Here is a 20241-nt window from a genome sequence, read left to right on the forward strand (position 1 = left end):
TATGTGAAATTTTCATTGTCATAAAACTGTCATATTTTGTACATTTAACTGTCACCTGTTTGTCCTATTTTGCTCATCGTAGCCACTTAACAATGATTTACGAAAATCTTGCAGGAGACATTATGAAAGTTATGCGTACCACTGTCGCAACTGTTGTCGCCGCGACCTTATCCATGAGCGCTTTCTCTGTATTCGCAGCAGCAAGCCTGACAGGCGCAGGTGCAACTTTTCCTGCGCCGGTGTATGCCAAATGGGCCGATACTTATCAGAAAGAGACCGGTAGTAAGGTTAACTACCAGGGTATCGGCTCCTCCGGTGGTGTTAAACAAATCACAGCAAATACCGTTGATTTCGGTGCTTCTGATGCGCCGTTGTCTGACGAAAAACTGAACCAGGAAGGTCTGTTCCAGTTCCCGACCGTGATCGGCGGCGTGGTGCTGGCGGTAAACATTCCGGGTCTGAAATCGGGTGAACTGGTACTGGATGGTAAAACCCTGGGCGATATCTACCTGGGTAAAATCAAGAAGTGGGATGACGAAGCCATTACCAAACTGAACCCGGGTCTGAAACTGCCTTCGCAGAATATCGCCGTGGTTCGTCGTGCTGACGGTTCCGGTACTTCCTTCGTCTTTACCAGCTACCTGGCGAAAGTGAACGAAGAGTGGAAAACCAAAGTGGGTTCTGGCTCTACCGTGAACTGGCCGACCGGTCTGGGCGGTAAAGGTAACGACGGTATCGCCGCATTTGTACAGCGTCTGCCGGGCTCTATTGGTTACGTTGAGTACGCTTACGCGAAGCAAAACAACCTGGCTTACACCAAGCTGATTTCTGCCGATGGCAAACCGGTTAGTCCGACGGAAGAGAGCTTCTCCAACGCGGCGAAAGGCGCAGACTGGAGCAAATCTTTCGCTCAGGATCTGACGAACCAGAAAGGTGACGATGCGTGGCCAATCACGTCCACCACCTTCATCCTGGTCCATAAAGAGCAGAAGAAACCTGAGCAGGGCGCAGAAGTGTTGAAGTTCTTCGACTGGGCTTACAAAAATGGCGGCAAACAGGCGAACGACCTGGACTACGCCAGCCTGCCAGACAGCGTGGTTGAGCAGATTCGCGCTGCATGGAAGACCAACGTGAAGGACAGCAGCGGTAAAGCGCTGTACTAAATACCCGCATATTGTGAGCCGCAGCGGTATTGGCTGCAGCTCGAATTATTTAGGGTATGGCATTACGTTAGCCAGGAAGCACGATAAAATACGCGCTTCCTGGCCCAAACTTAAAGAGTGATTTATGGCTGCAACCAAGCCTGCTTTTAACCCACCGGGTAAAAAGGGTGACATGATCTTCAGCGCGCTGGTAAAACTGGCTGCGCTGATTGTGCTATTGATGTTAGGTGGCATTATTGTCTCTCTGATCATCTCCTCCTGGCCGAGCATTGAGAAGTTTGGTTTCTCGTTCCTGTGGACCAAAGAATGGGATGCGCCAAACGATATCTACGGCGCGCTGGTGCCGATCTACGGTACGCTGGTGACCTCTTTTATCGCACTGCTGATCGCCGTTCCGGTGAGCTTCGGCATTGCGCTGTTTCTGACGGAACTGGCACCCGGCTGGCTGCGTCGTCCGCTGGGTATCGCCATTGAACTGCTGGCGGCAATCCCCAGTATCGTTTACGGCATGTGGGGGCTGTTTATCTTTGCGCCGCTGTTCGCCACTTACTTCCAGGAGCCGGTCGGCAATATTCTTTCCAACATTCCGTTTGTTGGCGCGCTGTTCTCCGGCCCGGCGTTTGGTATCGGTATCCTCGCGGCAGGCGTGATCCTCGCCATCATGATCATTCCGTACATTGCGGCGGTGATGCGTGACGTATTTGAACAAACCCCGGTGATGATGAAAGAGTCAGCCTACGGCATCGGCTGCACCACCTGGGAAGTTATCTGGCGTATCGTCCTTCCGTTCACCAAAAATGGGGTGATTGGCGGCATTATGCTGGGCTTAGGCCGCGCGCTGGGTGAAACCATGGCGGTGACCTTTATTATCGGTAACACGTACCAGCTCGACAGCGCGTCGCTGTACATGCCTGGCAACAGCATTACCTCTGCGCTGGCGAACGAATTTGCGGAAGCTGAATCCGGTCTGCACGTTGCGGCGCTGATGGAACTGGGCCTGATCCTGTTCGTGATTACCTTTATCGTACTGGCCGCGTCTAAGTTTATGATTATGCGCCTTGCGAAGAACGAGGGGGCACGCTAATGGCTACGCTTGAAATGCAAAATACCGCTGCGCTGGCAGAGTCCCGTCGCAAAATGCAGGCGCGTCGCCGCGTGAAAAACCGTATCGCCCTGACGCTTTCTATGGCAACGATGGCGTTTGGTTTGTTCTGGTTAATCTGGATCCTGATGTCCACCATTACGCGTGGTATCGACGGGATGTCGCTGGCGCTGTTCACCGAAATGACGCCGCCGCCGAATACCGCGGGCGGGGGCCTTGCGAACGCCCTGGCGGGTAGCGGTCTGCTGATTCTGTGGGCGACTGTATTCGGCACGCCGTTGGGCATTATGGCGGGGATTTATCTGGCTGAGTATGGTCGTAAGTCCTGGCTGGCTGAAGTGATTCGCTTTATTAACGACATTCTGCTTTCCGCTCCGTCTATTGTGGTCGGTCTGTTTGTCTACACCATCGTGGTGGCGCAGATGGAGCACTTCTCCGGCTGGGCAGGCGTAATCGCGCTGGCGCTGCTGCAGGTGCCAATCGTGATCCGTACGACCGAAAACATGCTGAAGCTGGTACCGGACAGCCTGCGAGAAGCCGCTTACGCGCTGGGCACGCCGAAATGGAAGATGATTTCGGCGATCACCCTGAAGGCGTCTGTTTCCGGGATCATTACTGGCGTGCTGCTGGCTGTTGCGCGTATTGCCGGTGAAACCGCGCCGCTGCTGTTTACCGCGCTCTCCAACCAGTTCTGGAGCACGGACATGATGCAGCCGATCGCCAACCTGCCGGTGACGATCTTTAAATTTGCGATGAGCCCATTCGCGGAATGGCAGCAACTGGCCTGGGCCGGGGTGCTGATCATCACCCTTTGCGTACTGTTGCTGAACATTCTGGCGCGCGTCATTTTCGCGAAGCAGAAACACGGTTAAATTTTTACGGCGCGGCACATCGCGGCGCCGAATGAGGAAATGAGTCAATGAGTATGGTTGATACTGCCCCGGGTAAGATTCAGGTTCGTGATTTGAACTTCTACTACGGCAAATTCCATGCCCTGAAGAATATCAACCTGGATATCGCGAAGAACCAGGTGACGGCATTCATCGGTCCGTCTGGCTGTGGTAAATCCACGCTGCTGCGTACCTTTAACAAGATGTATTCGCTCTATCCGGAGCAGCGTGCGGAAGGTGAAATTTTGCTGGATGGCGACAACATCCTGACCAATACCCAGGATATCGCCCTGCTGCGTGCGAAAGTGGGGATGGTGTTCCAGAAACCAACGCCGTTCCCGATGTCGATTTATGACAACATCGCCTTTGGCGTGCGTCTGTTTGAGAAACTCTCCCGTGCGGATATGGACGAGCGCGTGCAGTGGGCATTGACCAAGGCCGCATTATGGAACGAAACCAAAGATAAACTTCACCAGAGCGGGTACTCTCTCTCCGGTGGTCAGCAGCAGCGTCTGTGCATTGCGCGCGGTATCGCCATTCGCCCGGAAGTGTTGCTGCTGGATGAGCCGTGTTCAGCGCTGGACCCGATCTCAACCGGGCGTATTGAAGAGCTGATCACCGAGCTGAAGCAGGATTACACCGTAGTGATCGTTACTCACAACATGCAGCAGGCTGCACGTTGTTCTGACCACACGGCGTTTATGTACCTGGGCGAGTTGATTGAGTTCAGTAACACGGACGATCTGTTCACTAAGCCCGCGAAGAAACAAACCGAAGATTATATTACTGGCCGCTACGGTTGATTTGCCTTAGTGCATGTGGAGAAACCATGGACAACCTCAATCTTAATAAACACATTTCCGGCCAGTTCAACGCAGAGCTGGAAAGCATTCGCACCCAGGTGATGACCATGGGCGGCATGGTCGAGCAGCAGCTTTCTGATGCGATCACCGCAATGCATAACCAGGACAGCGAACTGGCGAAACGTGTTATCGACGGCGATAAACACGTTAACATGATGGAAGTGGCGATCGACGAGGCCTGCGTGCGCATTATTGCCAAGCGCCAGCCGACGGCGAGCGACCTGCGTCTGGTGATGGCGATCATCAAAACCATCGCCGAGCTGGAGCGTATTGGCGACGTGGCGGACAAAATCTGCCGTACCGCGCTGGAGAAGTTCTCTCAGCAGCACCAGCCTTTGTTGGTGAGTCTGGAGTCACTGGGCCGCCATACCGTACAGATGCTGCACGACGTGCTGGATGCGTTTGCGCGCATGGACCTTGACGAAGCGGTCCGTATCTACCGTGAAGACAAAAAGGTCGATCAGGAATACGAAGGCATTGTGCGCCAACTAATGACCTACATGATGGAAGATTCACGTACCATTCCGAGCGTCCTGACGGCGCTGTTCTGCGCGCGATCCATTGAGCGTATCGGCGACCGTTGCCAGAATATCTGCGAATACATCTTCTACTTCGTGAAGGGACAGGATTTCCGTCACGTTGGCGGTGACGAACTGGACAAGCTGCTGGCGGGTAAAGATCCGAAAGAGTAAGGTTTAAGGCGGGTGGCGCTTAGCGCTTACCCGCCCTGTTTTCATTTAACGCGTAATATTCCACCCACGCGCTTTCCACAAAGCGGGCAGCTGCGCCAGTTCGGTAAAGGTCGTCACTTTGGGATGTTCGATCGGCTTGTTGTGCGGATCGGCGCAAAAATAGAAAACTTCCATTCCCGCATCAATCCCCGACTGGGCGCCAGCGGATGAATCATCCACCAGAATACAGTTTTCAACGTTAACGTTCATCGCTTTAGCGGCATGTAACATCAAGGCCGGATCGGGCTTCCAGCGTTGAATATCGTAGCCGCTGAACAGTTTTTCCGGGAAATGATGCAACATACCGAGCTTGCCCAGCGAGTGCTGCATTTTGCTTACCGGCCCGTTAGAGACCACGCAGATCGGCACCGTCATCGCATCCAGCAGCGCGTTTGCACCGGCAATAACCTCCAGTTCGGCGTCGAAAAGGCGTGCGACCTCGGCGCGATAAACGGGTTCTAAGTCGGCTATTGCCAGCGAAACGCCCTGTTCCTCATTAATGATATCAATGATTTCGTAGAGCTTGACGCCTTTAAAGCGCTTAAATACTTCGTCGAGATCGAGGGTGATACCGAATTCCTGGAACATCGCCACATACGCGCGGGAACAGATAACTTCACTGTCAACCAGCGTACCGTCACAGTCGAAAAATACCGCTTCAATTCCGGACATGCCTTTCCCTTTTTACGAGTTTAACGTTTACGTACTGCGCGATCGTGAGACGCAATCGTTGCCGTATAAGCAAATTCAATGAAAAAAACATCGCACAACCGCCCCCTATTGTCGCATTTTGGTATAGGATAGCGACGAATTTTCCCTCCTTGTTCGGAAATTGATAATGAGTCAACAACACACAACCCAGACTTCTGGTCAGGGGATGCTGGAACGCGTGTTTAAACTGCGCGAACATGGCACGACGGTACGCACCGAAGTGATCGCCGGTTTCACCACCTTCCTGACGATGGTTTACATCGTTTTTGTGAACCCGCAAATTCTCGGCGTCGCTGGCATGGACACCAGCGCCGTCTTTGTCACTACCTGTCTGATTGCCGCGTTTGGCAGCATCCTGATGGGTCTGTTCGCTAACCTGCCCGTGGCGCTGGCGCCCGCGATGGGCCTGAACGCTTTCTTTGCGTTCGTTGTGGTTGGCGCGATGGGGCTGCCGTGGCAGGTTGGTATGGGCGCGATTTTCTGGGGGGCGGTTGGTTTGCTGCTGCTGACCATCTTCCGCGTGCGTTACTGGATGATTGCTAACATCCCCGTCAGCCTGCGCGTGGGGATCACCAGCGGTATCGGCCTGTTTATTGGGATGATGGGGCTGAAAAACGCCGGTGTTATCGTCGCGAACCCGGAAACCCTGGTGAGCATTGGTAACCTGACCTCCCACAGCGTGCTGCTGGGCGTACTCGGCTTCTTTATCATCGCGATCCTCGCCTCCCGCAACATTCATGCCGCGGTGCTGGTGTCTATTATCGTTACCACCCTGTTGGGCTGGCTGATGGGCGATGTGCATTACAATGGTATCGTCTCCGCTCCGCCGAGCATTTCTACCGTGGTTGGCCATGTCGATCTGGCGGGTTCGTTTAATCTCGGTCTGGCGGGGGTTATCTTCTCCTTCATGCTGGTCAACCTGTTCGACTCCTCCGGTACGCTGATCGGCGTTACTGATAAAGCGGGTCTGGCCGATGAGAAAGGAAAATTCCCGCGCATGAAACAGGCGCTGTTTGTCGATAGCGTCTCTTCCGTAACGGGGTCGTTTATCGGGACGTCTTCTGTGACCGCCTACATTGAGTCGTCTTCCGGCGTGTCCGTTGGCGGGCGCACCGGTCTGACGGCCGTGGTTGTTGGTCTGCTGTTCCTGCTGGTGATCTTCCTGTCGCCGCTGGCGGGTATGGTGCCGGGTTACGCAGCGGCTGGCGCGCTGATCTACGTCGGCGTGCTAATGACCTCCAGCCTGGCGCGCGTGAAATGGGAAGATTTAACCGAGTCTGTTCCGGCTTTTATTACCGCGGTGATGATGCCGTTCAGCTTCTCGATTACCGAAGGGATTGCGCTGGGCTTTATCTCTTACTGCGTGATGAAATTGGGTACCGGACGACTGCGCGATCTCAGCCCATGTGTGGTGGTGGTTGCTCTGCTGTTCGTGCTGAAGATTGTGTTTATCGACGCGCACTAATATTGCGATGTTGCCGGATGGCGCAACGGCGTCTCCGGCAAATGTCTAAGAAGATTGGCGCTTATGCTTTTACGCGCTGGATGTAATCGCCAAATGCCGTTAACTGCCCGGTCAGGTGGTCCAGCGTGCTTTGATCAATCACTTCTTCGCTTTGCGGATCCACTTTGTTCTGAATAACACCGCCCATAAATTCCGGCTTGTTCATCACCATTGCATCCAGGAACACCAGAATCTGACGCAGATGATACTGGCAGCGCGCGCCGCCAATCGCGCCCATTGAGCTGGTCTGAATCAGCACCGGCTTGCCAGCCAGCGGCTGATCGGGAAGGCGGGACAGCCAGTCGATGGCATTCTTCAGACCGCCGGGTACCGAATAGTTGTATTCCGGCGTAACGATGACGACGCCGTCGGCATGGCGGATCTGTTCGGCCAGCGCTTCGACGCTCGCCGGGAAACCCTCCTCCTGCTGCAGGTCTGCGTCGTAAAGCGGAATATCAGCGATAGACGGGAGTGGACTTACCTCCATTCCTGCCGGAGCGATCTTCGGCAGCGTACGGGCGACCATTCCATTAAACGACCCTTTGCGCAGACTTCCCAGTAACGTGACAACCTTTAACGTTTCAGACATGGTGACTCCATCAGTTATGCGTATAAGACTTCGCCGCGGATAATTGCGCGAATCGCATCAGACGACCCGTTTCCGCATTAGCGCGGGTCTGGATATCAGGCAGGTTTTTCCAGCCCTGCTTACCATCAAACTCCCAAACCTGTAATTTATCAATGCCTGGCGTAACCGCCACTGACCACACCAGCAGATCTTCCGCATCGCAGATCGCTTCCAACGGTGCGACATGCGCGCACTTCAGGCGACCCGCGCCCGGCAGCAGTTGAAGCTCGCGGGGATCGTCATTGCGAACATCGCCAGTGAGTTTCAGGATGCTCTGACGCAAGGTGATCATCTGCGCGCGCGCCTCGTTGGGATCGTTTTGCTTGCTGATCCACAGACGTTCATTACTGGAGAAGACAGGGGGTGGCGAACAGTGAGGCGGGACAAAGCTGCGGGTGGCGCGCTGAAGTTCCATATCCAGCCCGCATTCGCCTTCGGTCGCCAGTGCCACACCAACGACATTTCCTGCGTAGGCGATAGAAAAACTGGGGAGATTTTGTTCACGAAACGCGGGTTTGCCTTTCGCTTTTATGATGATTTCCGGTAACTCAAGCGTGCCATACAGCATGAACATCAGCTCGGCGAGAAGGCCTCTGGACGCCAGGAAACGTGTCTGTCGATGCGCCGGAAGGCTTCGCGCGTCAAGGTGGCAGGAGGTGGGTAAACGCACTGAAATCAAATGCCCCTCCGTGAGTATCCCTCTGGCAAAATGTATCCCCATTTTTCGCTCCATGATTAATGGTCCTTAATAATGACGAGAGTAACATTTACGTGATTTATGGACATAGGAAATCACAAAAAAGTGCGACCGAAACCGCGTCTCTTACGTGCTTTTACATTTCAGGGAAAAGATGCCAAAGAAGTGGCGTCAGAAAGAAGCTGACCGGATGTTGGCATCTGCCGCCATCCGGCGCTATTTGGGTTACTTACCAATACAGAAGCTGGAGAAAATCCGCCCCAGCAGATCGTCCGAGGTAAACTCGCCGGTGATCTCACTCAGCGCCTGCTGCGCCAGACGCAGTTCCTCCGCCAGCAGTTCGCCCGCCCAGGCGCCCAGCAGCTGGTTTTTGCCCTGCTGGAGATGTTCTGCGGCTTCAGCCAGCGCCTGAAGATGACGGCGACGGGCCAGGAAGCCGCCTTCCATATTGGTGTCAAAGCCCATGCTCTGCTTGAGATGGTTACGCAGTACATCCACACCTTCGCCGGTTCGCGCAGAGAGGCGAACCAGTGAGTGACCATTCACCTCGCTGATGCCCAGCGTCTCTCCGGTAATGTCCGCTTTATTACGTACGACAGTTATCGGCAATTTAGCCGGCAGACGGGCGATAAAGTCCGGCCAGATCTCCGCCGGGTCGACGGCGTCGGTCGTGGTGCCGTCCACCATAAACAGCACGCGGTCGGCCTGCTCGATCTCCTGCCAGGCGCGCTCGATACCGATACGCTCAACCTCGTCGCTGGCATCGCGCAGACCGGCGGTGTCGATGATGTGCAGCGGCATGCCGTCGATATGGATATGCTCGCGCAGCACGTCGCGGGTGGTGCCAGCAATGTCGGTCACAATCGCTGCTTCACGTCCCGCCAGCGCATTCAGGAGGCTCGATTTCCCGGCGTTAGGGCGTCCGGCAATGACCACCTTCATCCCTTCGCGCAGCAGGCTACCCTGACGCGCTTCGGCGCGCACCGCGTCGAGGTCGGCAATAACGTCATTCAACTGCGCTTCGATTTTGCCATCCGACAGGAAATCGATCTCTTCATCCGGGAAGTCAATGGCCGCTTCTACGTAGATACGCAGGTGAGTGAGCGCTTCCACTAGATGATTAACGCGGGTAGAAAACGCCCCCTGAAGAGAGTTCAGCGCAGAGCGTGCCGCCTGTTCGGAACTGGCGTCAATCAGATCGGCAATGGCTTCTGCCTGTGCCAGATCGAGCTTATCGTTAAGAAACGCACGTTCGGAAAACTCGCCGGGACGGGCGATACGCAGACCAGGAAGGGTCAGAATGCGTTTTAACAACAGGTCGAGAATGACCGGGCCACCGTGTCCTTGTAGCTCCAGCACGTCTTCGCCCGTGAAAGAGTTCGGGCCGGGGAACCACAGGGCGATCCCTTGATCCAGCGCCGAGCCGTCGGCGTCTTTAAACGGCAGATAGTCGGCATAGCGCGGCTTGGGCAGTTTACCCAGAACGGCTTCGGCAACCTCGCGCGCTTTCAGGCCGGAGATGCGCAGAATACCGACGCCCCCGCGTCCCGGTGGGGTTGCCTGGGCGACGATAGTGTCGTTATGGCTCATGATAAATCTCGTTATTTCGCAATAAAAAAGGCGGTCATCAGACCGCCCTTCAGGTTATGTTCCGTGTGCCGGATGGCGGCTTCGCCTTACCCGGCCTGACGCCGAATTAAGACTTCTTCTCGCGGCTATGCAGACCACGTTTTTCCAGCCCGCGATAAATCAGCTGCTGCTGGATGATGGTCACCAGGTTGCTGACGATATAGTACAGCACCAGACCTGACGGGAACCACAGGAAGAACACGGTGAAGATGACCGGCATAAAGGTCATGATCTTCTGCTGCATCGGGTCGGTCACGGTGGTCGGCGACATCTTCTGGATGAAGAACATCGTCACGCCCATCAGGATCGGCAGGATGTAGTACGGGTCCTGTGCGGACAGGTCATGGATCCACAGCGCGAACGGCGCGTGACGCAGCTCCACGGAACCCATCAACATGTAGTACAACGCCAGGAAGATAGGCATCTGGATCAGCAGCGGGAAGCAGCCGCCCAGCGGGTTAACCTTCTCTGCTTTGTACAGCGCCATCATCTCCTGGCTCTGACGCTGTTTGTCGTCGCCCAGACGCTCGCGCATGGCCTGAATCTTCGGCTGCAGCATACGCATCTTCGCCATGGAGGTGTACTGCGCTTTGGTCAGCGGGTACATGATGCCACGAACGATAAAGGTGATGATGATGATCGAGAAGCCCCAGTTACCCACGAAGCTGTGGATCCACTTCAGCAGTTTGAACAGCGGTTGAGAGATGAACCACAACCAACCGTAATCCACGGTCAGATCCAGGTGCGGTGCAACAGCCGCCATTTTGTCCTGAATTTCCGGGCCAACCCACAGGGTGCTGGTCATCGCGCCAGTCTGACCAGGCTGTACCAGTACCGGCTGAGATTTATAGCCGATAGCCGCTACGCCGTTGCCCAGATTCGCGGTATAGAAGTTGTTGGTGCCGTCGTTACGCGGAACCCATGCCGTTGCGAAATACTGTTGCAACATTGCGACCCAACCGTCTTTAGCGTTGACGTTCAGGTTTTCGTTTTCAGCAATGGTGTCGAATTTGTATTTCTCATACTTCTCATCCGGCGTGGAGTACGCTGCGCCACGGAAAGTATGCAGCGCAAAGTTGCTGCTTCCGGTGTCACGATGAGACGGCAGATTGATGGATTGCTTCAACTGACCAAAGGTGGAGATCTCCAGCGGTTTCTCGCCGGCGTTCTGCACGCTGTAGTTGACGTTGACCGCATAGTCGCCACGTTTCAGGACGAACGTTTTCGTAAACGTGTTGCCTGCGGCGTCGGTATAGGTCATCGGGATCTGCAATTCGTTTTGACCGTCTGCCAGTACAAACGCGTCTTTTTCAACGTTGTACAGCGGACGAGGACCGTTAGCCGGGTTATCCGGGCCGTCGCGACCGGTCAAACCACTCTGGGCCTGATAGATAAACTGTGGGGTAGTTTCCAGCAGTTGGAATGGTTCGCTGGAACCGAGCTCTTTCGGGTAAGCGGGCAGCAGGGCCTGTTCCACATCACCACCACGGGTGTTAATGGTCAGATCAAGCACGTCAGTCTTAACCGTAATCAGTTTCCCCTGGCCACTGGCCGGTACGCCCTGGTCGGCGGCGCTACCCGCTGCGGTGGTCGTTGTCTGCGTGGTCTGTTGGATCTGGGGTTGCGGATTTTTATCCTGCTCCCAGGCTTGCCAGATCATGAAAGACACGAACAGCAAAGCGATGATAAGAAGATTGCGTTGCGAATCCATCGTTAGTGTTCTCTGGTATCAAATGGTCCGGGCGGGACGGGATCGTCACCACCAGGGTGTAAAGGGTGGCATTTTAATACGCGTTTCACCGTCAACCAACTGCCTTTTATCACTCCAAACCTGCGCAATGCCTCAATTCCGTAGCTTGAACAGGTTGGCGTGAAACGACAGTGCGGCCCAAGCAGCGGACTGATCAGGCGTTGATAGACCCGAATAAGGGCTATCAGGACCCGCGAGCCAGGCGACAGTGGCGGCGCCATAATTTTTCCAACGCTTCCGAGAGAGCACGGTTATCGAGGTCGGCAACCCCCTTTTTCGCCACCACCACGAAGTCCATTGCAGGAAGTTCGTGCTGACGCAGACGAAAGCTTTCACGCGTCAGACGTTTAATCCGATTGCGTTCATGGGCGCGTCGAACGTTTTTCTTGGCGACGGTAAGACCGATACGGGGATGCCCCAGCGAATTCAGGCGGCCGAGGATGGTGATTTGCGGCGTGCCAGCCCGTTGTGGCTGCTGGAAGACGAATGTGAAATGATTGGGAGTTAACAAACGTAACTCCCTGGGAAATGCGAGCTTAACCACTCAGGGGTTAGCTTTATTACTTGGAAACGGTCAGACGAGCGCGGCCTTTAGCACGACGACGTGCCAGAACCTGACGACCATTTTTAGTAGCCATACGAGCACGGAAGCCGTGAGAACGGTTGCGCTTCAGTACAGACGGTTGAAAAGTGCGTTTCATGGCGATTTCTACCTAAACTTGAATAAATTCACTGACTTTTGCGTATACCCGAACGAGTTTCGAACGACTTACGCCACAGTGTGGGTGATTAAAGAGGCCGGATTGTAATAATTGTACACTCCGGAGTCAATTCTCTTTCCTTAAATCCCTGCCTTTTTCCGCACCTTTTCGCACGAAAAACAGACAGCGTTGACGCCGTTTCACAGGCATCGCGCGACGGGTGGAGAATTATACGGACTGGTGGGTAAAGCGCAAGGATCGCCCGGGATCTTTATTAGATCGTTTAAGGCGTAAACCGTCTTTACTCATTAAATTTTCCGATATGGGCGCGAAATCGCCCTGATCCTCTCCAGGATCGTTTACACTTACCCCGTCTTGTGAAGACCTGTGGATAAATCGGGAAGAATCTGTGAGAAACAGAAGATCTCTTTCTCAGTTTACGCTATGATCCGCGGTCCCGATCGTTTCCAGAGATCCTGATCGGGTAAAATTGCAGATAGCAATTCGCACGTCACCCTTTGCATAGGGTCTTGTCGATGTGCGTCAACAATCATGAATGTTTCAGCCTTTGTCATTTATCGACTTTTGTTCGAGTGGAGTCCGCCGTGTCACTTTCGCTTTGGCAGCAGTGTCTTGCCCGATTGCAGGATGAGTTACCAGCCACAGAATTCAGTATGTGGATACGCCCGTTGCAGGCGGAACTGAGCGATAACACGCTGGCTTTGTATGCGCCAAACCGTTTTGTGCTCGATTGGGTAAGAGACAAGTATCTCAATAATATCAATGGGCTGCTGAATAATTTTTGCGGCGCTGACGCCCCGCAGCTACGCTTTGAGGTCGGCACGAAGCCGGTCACCCAGACGCTGAAGACGCCGGTCAATAACAATGTTGCCGCGCCCGCTCAGGTGGCTCAGGTACAACCACAGCGTCAGGAACCCGCGGCGGCGCGTCCCGGCTGGGACAACGTACCGGCGCCCGCTGAGCCTACCTACCGTTCTAACGTTAACGTGAAACACACGTTTGATAACTTCGTCGAAGGTAAATCTAACCAGCTGGCGCGCGCGGCGGCGCGTCAGGTGGCGGACAACCCTGGCGGCGCCTATAACCCGTTATTTCTGTATGGCGGCACCGGTCTGGGGAAAACCCACCTGTTGCACGCGGTAGGAAACGGTATTATGGCGCGCAAGCCCAACGCGAAAGTCGTGTATATGCACTCCGAACGCTTTGTGCAGGACATGGTGAAGGCCCTGCAAAACAACGCGATCGAAGAGTTCAAACGCTACTACCGTTCCGTTGACGCGCTGCTAATTGATGACATTCAGTTCTTTGCCAATAAAGAACGATCCCAGGAAGAATTTTTCCACACCTTTAACGCCTTGCTCGAAGGTAATCAGCAGATCATTTTGACGTCGGATCGTTATCCTAAAGAGATCAACGGCGTCGAGGATCGTTTGAAATCCCGTTTTGGTTGGGGGTTGACGGTGGCGATCGAACCACCTGAACTGGAAACCCGCGTGGCGATCCTGATGAAAAAGGCAGATGAAAACGACATTCGTCTGCCTGGCGAAGTGGCGTTCTTTATTGCCAAGCGACTGCGCTCTAACGTGCGTGAGCTGGAAGGGGCGCTGAACCGCGTGATTGCTAACGCCAACTTTACCGGTCGGGCGATCACCATCGACTTCGTTCGCGAAGCGCTGCGCGATCTGCTGGCGTTGCAGGAAAAACTGGTCACTATCGACAATATTCAAAAGACAGTGGCGGAGTATTACAAAATCAAGATTGCGGATCTGCTGTCCAAGCGTCGTTCTCGCTCGGTAGCGCGTCCGCGTCAGATGGCGATGGCGCTGGCCAAAGAGCTTACCAACCACAGTCTGCCGGAAATTGGCGACGCGTTTGGCGGGCGTGACCACACCACCGTACTCCACGCCTGCCGCAAGATTGAGCAGTTGCGTGAAGAAAGCCATGATATTAAAGAAGATTTCTCCAATTTAATCAGAACATTATCTTCGTGACGCTATGAAATTTACCGTTGAACGTGAACATTTATTAAAACCGCTTCAGCAGGTCAGCGGCCCGCTGGGTGGTCGTCCTACGCTGCCGATTCTCGGTAACCTGTTGCTGCAGGTGGCTGACGGTACGCTTTCGCTGACCGGTACCGATCTTGAAATGGAAATGGTGGCGCGCGTTGCGTTGATTCAGCCGCATGAGCCTGGCGCGACCACAGTCCCGGCACGCAAATTCTTTGATATTTGCCGTGGCCTGCCGGAAGGCGCTGAAATCGCCGTTCAACTGGAAGGCGATCGCATGCTGGTGCGCTCTGGTCGCAGCCGATTTTCGCTTTCCACCCTGCCTGCCGCCGACTTCCCGAATCTGGACGACTGGCAAAGCGAGGTCGAATTCACGTTGCCGCAGGCGACGATGAAACGTCTGATTGAGGCCACGCAATTCTCCATGGCGCATCAGGATGTGCGTTACTATTTAAACGGTATGCTGTTCGAAACTGAAGGTGAAGAGCTGCGTACGGTGGCGACCGATGGTCACCGTCTGGCGGTCTGCTCCATGCCGATCGGCCAGTCGCTGCCGAGTCATTCAGTGATCGTGCCGCGTAAAGGCGTGATTGAACTGATGCGTATGCTCGACGGCGGCGAAAACCCGCTGCATGTGCAGATCGGCAGCAACAACATCCGCGCTCATGTGGGCGACTTTATCTTTACGTCCAAGCTGGTGGATGGCCGCTTCCCTGACTACCGTCGCGTGTTGCCGAAAAATCCGGATAAACATCTGGAAGCCGGCTGCGATATTCTTAAGCAGGCGTTTGCCCGTGCGGCGATCCTCTCGAACGAAAAGTTCCGCGGCGTGCGCCTGTACGTGAGTGAAAACCAGCTCAAAATTACCGCCAATAACCCGGAACAGGAAGAAGCAGAAGAAATTCTGGATGTGACTTATCCGGGAACGGAAATGGAGATCGGCTTTAACGTCAGCTACGTGCTGGATGTGCTGAATGCGCTGAAGTGTGAAACCGTGCGCATTATGCTGACCGACTCCGTCTCCAGCGTACAGATTGAAGATGCCGCATCACAAAGCGCGGCATACGTCGTCATGCCTATGAGACTTTAGTGAAAAATATCGGGCTATCTTGCTTGCCATTATCAACCTGGGCTGTGCTCGCCCCTGTCACGTACTTCGTGTACGCTTCAGGGGTTGTGCGCAGTCCGCGTTGAAACTGGTTGCGCCGATTACGCCCTGGCCCGAAGAAACCCTGATATGTCACTGACGCGCCTTTTAATCAAAGACTTCCGCAATATCGAAAGCGCGGATCTCGCTTTATCCCCCGGCTTTAACTTCCTGGTTGGCGCCAACGGCAGCGGCAAAACCAGCGTGCTCGAAGCCATCTATACGCTCGGCCATGGCCGGGCGTTTCGCAGTTTGCAGCCAGGCCGCGTGATTCGCCATGAACAGGACGCGTTTGTTCTGCATGGACGTTTGCAGGGCGCTGAGCGGGAAACCGCCATCGGCCTGACCAAAGACAAACAGGGCGACAGCAAAGTGCGCATCGATGGCACCGACGGTCACAAGGTCGCGGAGCTGGCGCACCTGATGCCAATGCAACTGATTACCCCCGAGGGGTTTACTTTGCTCAATGGCGGCCCCAAATACAGAAGAGCGTTCCTCGATTGGGGATGCTTTCACAACGAAACCGGATTCTTTACCGCCTGGAGCAACCTGAAGCGGCTGCTGAAACAGCGTAACGCCGCGCTACGCCAGGTGAGTCGTTACGAACAACTGCGTCCGTGGGATAAAGAACTCATTCCGCTGGCGGAACAAATCAGCACTTGGCGCGCTGCGTACAGCGCCGGTATCGCGCAGGATATGGCGGACACTTGCCAGCAGTTCCTTCCTGAATTCACGCTCTCGTTCTCTTTCCAGCGCGGCTGGGAGAAAGAGACGGAGTATGCCGAGGTGCTGGAGCGCGGTTTCGAACGCGACCGCATGTTGACTTACACCGCGCACGGTCCGCACAAAGCGGATTTTCGCATTCGCGCCGATGGCGCGCCGGTGGAAGATACCTTGTCGCGTGGGCAGCTTAAGCTGCTAATGTGCGCCTTACGTCTGGCGCAAGGCGAATACCTCACCCGCGAGAGCGGGCGGCGGTGTTTGTACCTGATAGATGATTTTGCCTCTGAACTTGATGATGCGCGTCGCGGGCTGCTGGCCAGCCGCTTAAAAGCGACGCAATCGCAGGTCTTCGTCAGCGCAATCAGCGCTGAACACGTTCTGGACATGTCGGATGAAAATTCGAAGATGTTTACCGTGGAAAAGGGTAAAATAACGGATTAACCCAAGATTAAATGAGCGAGAAACGTTGATGTCGAATTCTTATGACTCCTCCAGTATCAAAGTCCTGAAAGGACTCGATGCGGTGCGTAAGCGCCCGGGTATGTATATCGGCGACACGGATGACGGCACCGGTCTGCACCACATGGTATTTGAGGTGGTAGATAACGCTATCGACGAAGCGCTCGCGGGTCACTGTAAAGACATTATCGTCACGATCCATGCTGACAACTCCGTTTCCGTACAGGATGACGGGCGTGGCATCCCGACCGGTATCCATCCGGAAGAGGGCGTCTCGGCGGCGGAAGTGATCATGACCGTCCTGCACGCAGGCGGTAAATTCGATGATAACTCCTATAAAGTGTCCGGCGGTCTGCACGGCGTTGGTGTTTCCGTGGTAAACGCCCTGTCCCAGAAACTGGAACTGGTTATCCAGCGCGATAACAAAATCCACCGTCAGATTTATGAGCACGGCGTACCGCAGGCTCCGCTGGCGGTGACCGGCGACACCGACAAAACCGGTACGATGGTCCGTTTCTGGCCAAGCCTGGAAACCTTCACCAACGTCACTGAGTTCGAATACGAGATCCTGGCGAAACGTCTGCGTGAGCTGTCCTTCCTCAACTCTGGCGTCTCTATTCGCTTGAAAGACAAGCGCGACGGTAAAGAAGACCACTTCCACTATGAAGGCGGCATCAAGGCGTTCGTTGAGTATCTGAACAAAAACAAAACGCCGATTCACCCGAATATCTTCTATTTTTCTACAGAAAAAGACGGTATCGGCGTGGAAGTGGCATTGCAGTGGAACGACGGTTTCCAGGAAAACATTTACTGCTTTACCAATAACATTCCACAGCGTGACGGCGGTACACACCTTGCTGGCTTCCGGGCGGCGATGACCCGTACCCTGAACGCCTACATGGACAAAGAAGGTTACAGCAAAAAAGCCAAAGTCAGCGCCACCGGCGACGACGCCCGTGAAGGCCTGATTGCCGTGGTGTCCGTGAAGGTGCCGGATCCGAAGTTCTCCTCCCAGACCAAAGACAAGCTGGTGTCGTCTGAGGTGAAATCGGCGGTGGAACAGCAGATGAATGAACTGCTGAGCGAATACTTGCTGGAAAATCCGTCTGACGCGAAAATCGTTGTCGGTAAGATTATCGACGCGGCGCGCGCCCGTGAAGCGGCGCGCCGCGCCCGTGAAATGACTCGCCGTAAAGGCGCGCTGGACTTAGCCGGTCTGCCGGGCAAGCTGGCGGACTGTCAGGAACGTGACCCGGCGCTGTCCGAACTGTACCTGGTGGAAGGGGACTCCGCGGGCGGCTCTGCGAAGCAGGGGCGTAACCGCAAGAACCAGGCGATTCTGCCGCTGAAGGGGAAAATTCTTAACGTCGAGAAAGCGCGTTTCGACAAGATGCTCTCTTCGCAGGAAGTGGCCACGCTTATCACCGCGCTGGGCTGCGGCATTGGTCGCGACGAGTACAACCCGGACAAACTGCGCTATCACAGCATCATCATCATGACCGATGCGGACGTTGACGGCTCGCACATCCGTACGCTGCTGTTGACCTTCTTCTACCGTCAGATGCCGGAAATCGTCGAGCGCGGGCACGTCTACATTGCTCAGCCGCCGCTGTACAAAGTGAAGAAAGGCAAGCAGGAACAGTACATTAAAGACGATGAGGCGATGGATCAGTACCAGATCTCCATCGCGCTGGACGGTGCGACGCTGCATGCCAACGCCAGCGCGCCGGCGCTGTCCGGTGAAGCGTTAGAAAAACTGGTGTCTGAGTACAATGCGACGCAAAAAATGATTGGTCGTATGGAGCGTCGTTTCCCGAAAGCACTGCTGAAAGAGCTGGTTTATCAGCCGACGCTGGTGGAAGCCGATCTTTCTGACGAGCAGAAGGTCACCCGTTGGGTGAACGCGCTGATCACCGAGCTGAACGAGAAAGAGCAGCACGGCAGCATGTGGAAGTTCGACATTCAGCATAATGCGGAACAGAACCTCTACGAGCCGATCGTCCGGGTACGTACTCACGGCGTGGATACCGACTATCCGCTGGATCACGAGTTTGTGACCGGTGCGGAATACCGTCGCATCTGCACGCTGGGCGAGAAACTGCGTGGCCTGATCGAAGACGACGCATTTATCGAACGTGGCGAACGTCGTCAGCCGGTTGCCAGCTTCGAGCAGGCGCTGGACTGGTTGGTGAAAGAGTCTCGTCGTGGCCTCGCTATTCAGCGTTATAAAGGTCTGGGCGAGATGAACCCGGAACAGCTGTGGGAAACTACCATGGACCCGGAAAGCCGTCGTATGCTGCGCGTTACCGTGAAAGATGCGATTGCCGCCGACCAGCTGTTTACCACGCTGATGGGCGATGCCGTCGAACCGCGTCGCGCCTTTATCGAAGAAAACGCCCTGAAAGCGGCGAACATCGATATTTAATCGGACCACAAAAGGGGAAATCCGTTTCCCCTTTCAATCCTCCTTTTGATAGCTGTTTTTTGAGCGGAATCGCGTTAGCATGAGTCAGGACTCATTTAATGCGGGGAATTCATGGCTATCAAACTCATTGCTATCGATATGGATGGCACCCTTCTGCTGCCCGATCACACCATTTCGCCTGCGGTAAAAAACGCGATTGCCGCTGCCCGGGAAAAGGGGGTCAACGTAGTGTTAACCACCGGTCGTCCCTATGCTGGTGTGCACAGCTACCTGAAAGAACTCCATATGGAACAGCCTGGCGACTACTGCATCACGTATAATGGCGCGCTGGTGCAGAAAGCAGGCGATGGCAGTACCGTTGCGCAAACAGCGCTAAGCTACGACGATTACCGTTACCTGGAAAAACTCTCCCGCGAAGTGGGTTCACACTTTCACGCCCTGGATCGCAACACGTTATATACCGCCAACCGTGACATAAGTTATTACACCGTGCATGAGTCCTACGTTGCGACCATTCCGCTGGTGTTCTGTGAAGCGGAAAAAATGGACCCGGCAACCCAGTTCCTGAAAGTGATGATGATTGACGAGCCCGCGATCCTCGATAAAGCCATTTCCCGCATTCCGGCAGAGGTGAAAGAGAAGTACACGGTACTGAAAAGTGCGCCGTACTTCCTCGAAATCCTGGATAAACGCGTCAATAAAGGCACCGGCGTGAAGTCGCTGGCCGATGCGCTGGAGATCAAGCCGGAAGAGATTATGGCGATTGGCGATCAGGAAAATGATATCGCCATGATTGAATACGCTGGTATGGGCGTGGCGATGGACAACGCTATACCGTCGGTGAAAGAGATCGCCAACTTTGTCACCAAATCCAATCTGGAAGACGGCGTGGCATACGCAATTGAAAAGTTTGTGCTGAATTAATGCCTGATCGTTAACACGCGAGCCGTTATTCGGCAAACAACCCCACCCGCATTTATTGCGGGTTTTTTTATGTCTTTCGTTTCTCTCTCATAACATTTTTATTACCGATTGTCGTTTTTGTGATCTAAATTGTAGTACAGCACAATAGTGTTGTACTACAGTTCGCG

19 protein-coding genes are annotated in these 20241 nt (G+C 54.5%); 11 read left to right on the plus strand and 8 right to left on the minus strand.

The genetic code is table 11. The annotated features are described in order from the left end of the window. Positions 1-122: 122 nt before the first annotated feature. The 5 genes from pstS (at position 123) to phoU (ending at position 4710) form a co-directional block, all read left to right on the plus strand. On the plus strand, positions 123-1163 hold the full coding sequence (gene pstS, locus APU02_RS09870; RefSeq protein WP_042287304.1) for a phosphate ABC transporter substrate-binding protein PstS: 1041 nt from the start codon (positions 123-125) through the stop codon (positions 1161-1163). A 124-nt stretch (positions 1164-1287) separates the two neighbouring features. Then, a complete protein-coding gene (gene pstC / locus APU02_RS09875; protein WP_060569956.1) occupies positions 1288-2247 on the plus strand; it encodes a phosphate ABC transporter permease PstC in 960 nt (319 codons plus the stop codon). Further along, a complete protein-coding gene (pstA, locus tag APU02_RS09880; RefSeq protein ID WP_042287297.1) occupies positions 2247-3137 on the plus strand; it encodes a phosphate ABC transporter permease PstA in 891 nt (296 codons plus the stop codon). Before pstC ends, pstA begins: the two co-directional genes overlap by 1 nt. A gap of 47 nt (positions 3138-3184) precedes the next feature. Next, positions 3185-3958 (plus strand): phosphate ABC transporter ATP-binding protein PstB, encoded by a 774-nt coding sequence (pstB, locus tag APU02_RS09885; RefSeq protein ID WP_015961095.1) that lies wholly within the window; start codon positions 3185-3187, stop codon positions 3956-3958. A 26-nt stretch (positions 3959-3984) separates the two neighbouring features. Beyond that, positions 3985-4710, plus strand: a complete 726-nt coding sequence (gene phoU, locus APU02_RS09890; protein ID WP_012907987.1) for a phosphate signaling complex protein PhoU — start codon at positions 3985-3987, stop codon at positions 4708-4710. Between the two features lie 45 nt (positions 4711-4755). Here the strand turns inward: phoU and yieH are convergent, their stop codons facing one another. Continuing rightward, on the minus strand, positions 4756-5421 hold the full coding sequence (yieH, locus tag APU02_RS09895; RefSeq protein ID WP_060569957.1) for a 6-phosphogluconate phosphatase: 666 nt from the start codon (positions 5419-5421) through the stop codon (positions 4756-4758). A 166-nt stretch (positions 5422-5587) separates the two neighbouring features. On the opposite strand from yieH, the gene adeP reads away from it, so the two are divergent. Next, positions 5588-6925, plus strand: a complete 1338-nt coding sequence (gene adeP, locus APU02_RS09900; protein WP_060569958.1) for an adenine permease AdeP — start codon at positions 5588-5590, stop codon at positions 6923-6925. Between the two features lie 61 nt (positions 6926-6986). Here adeP and APU02_RS09905 read toward each other — a convergent pair whose 3' ends face one another. The 7 genes from APU02_RS09905 to rpmH all read right to left on the minus strand — a co-directional run bounded on the left by APU02_RS09905 (position 6987) and on the right by rpmH (position 12369). Then, positions 6987-7553 carry an NADPH-dependent FMN reductase gene (locus APU02_RS09905; RefSeq protein ID WP_060569959.1) on the minus strand — a complete coding sequence of 189 codons (567 nt, stop codon included), beginning with the start codon at positions 7551-7553 and terminating at the stop codon, positions 6987-6989. A 10-nt stretch (positions 7554-7563) separates the two neighbouring features. Then, the gene (locus APU02_RS09910; protein ID WP_042287283.1) at positions 7564-8313 is read right to left on the minus strand and encodes a 4'-phosphopantetheinyl transferase superfamily protein; all 750 of its coding nucleotides are present in this window, start codon (positions 8311-8313) and stop codon (positions 7564-7566) included. Between the two features lie 201 nt (positions 8314-8514). Continuing rightward, on the minus strand, positions 8515-9879 hold the full coding sequence (gene mnmE, locus APU02_RS09915; protein WP_060569960.1) for a tRNA uridine-5-carboxymethylaminomethyl(34) synthesis GTPase MnmE: 1365 nt from the start codon (positions 9877-9879) through the stop codon (positions 8515-8517). 106 nt (positions 9880-9985) lie between these two features. After that, on the minus strand, positions 9986-11629 hold the full coding sequence (gene yidC / locus APU02_RS09920) for a membrane protein insertase YidC (RefSeq protein WP_060569961.1): 1644 nt from the start codon (positions 11627-11629) through the stop codon (positions 9986-9988). 2 nt (positions 11630-11631) lie between these two features. Then, positions 11632-11889 carry a membrane protein insertion efficiency factor YidD gene (yidD, locus tag APU02_RS09925; protein ID WP_001307474.1) on the minus strand — a complete coding sequence of 86 codons (258 nt, stop codon included), beginning with the start codon at positions 11887-11889 and terminating at the stop codon, positions 11632-11634. Further along, entirely contained in the window at positions 11853-12212 is a 360-nt protein-coding gene (gene rnpA, locus APU02_RS09930) for a ribonuclease P protein component (RefSeq protein WP_042287256.1), read from the minus strand. The genes yidD and rnpA overlap by 37 nt, the downstream gene beginning before the upstream one ends. A gap of 16 nt (positions 12213-12228) precedes the next feature. Next, positions 12229-12369, minus strand: a complete 141-nt coding sequence (rpmH, locus tag APU02_RS09935; RefSeq protein ID WP_000831330.1) for a 50S ribosomal protein L34 — start codon at positions 12367-12369, stop codon at positions 12229-12231. Positions 12370-12974: 605 nt separating this feature from the next. Here rpmH and dnaA point away from each other — a divergent pair. From dnaA to yidA, 5 genes are all read left to right on the plus strand, one after another. Beyond that, complete coding sequence (gene dnaA / locus APU02_RS09940; protein ID WP_060569962.1) at positions 12975-14381, plus strand: chromosomal replication initiator protein DnaA; 1407 nt, start codon at positions 12975-12977, stop codon at positions 14379-14381. A 4-nt stretch (positions 14382-14385) separates the two neighbouring features. Further along, positions 14386-15486, plus strand: a complete 1101-nt coding sequence (dnaN, locus tag APU02_RS09945) for a DNA polymerase III subunit beta (protein ID WP_042287249.1) — start codon at positions 14386-14388, stop codon at positions 15484-15486. Between the two features lie 147 nt (positions 15487-15633). Continuing rightward, entirely contained in the window at positions 15634-16707 is a 1074-nt protein-coding gene (gene recF, locus APU02_RS09950) for a DNA replication/repair protein RecF (RefSeq protein ID WP_060569963.1), read from the plus strand. A 28-nt stretch (positions 16708-16735) separates the two neighbouring features. Further along, positions 16736-19150: a DNA topoisomerase (ATP-hydrolyzing) subunit B gene (gene gyrB / locus APU02_RS09955; protein WP_042287244.1), complete on the plus strand. Its 2415-nt coding sequence runs from the start codon at positions 16736-16738 to the stop codon at positions 19148-19150. 111 nt (positions 19151-19261) lie between these two features. Further along, on the plus strand, positions 19262-20074 hold the full coding sequence (yidA, locus tag APU02_RS09960; RefSeq protein WP_060569964.1) for a sugar-phosphatase: 813 nt from the start codon (positions 19262-19264) through the stop codon (positions 20072-20074). Positions 20075-20241 lie beyond the last annotated feature (167 nt).

The organism is Citrobacter sp. 50677481, from assembly GCF_001463265.1.
In the GTDB taxonomy this organism is placed as follows: domain Bacteria; phylum Pseudomonadota; class Gammaproteobacteria; order Enterobacterales; family Enterobacteriaceae; genus Citrobacter_A; species Citrobacter_A sedlakii.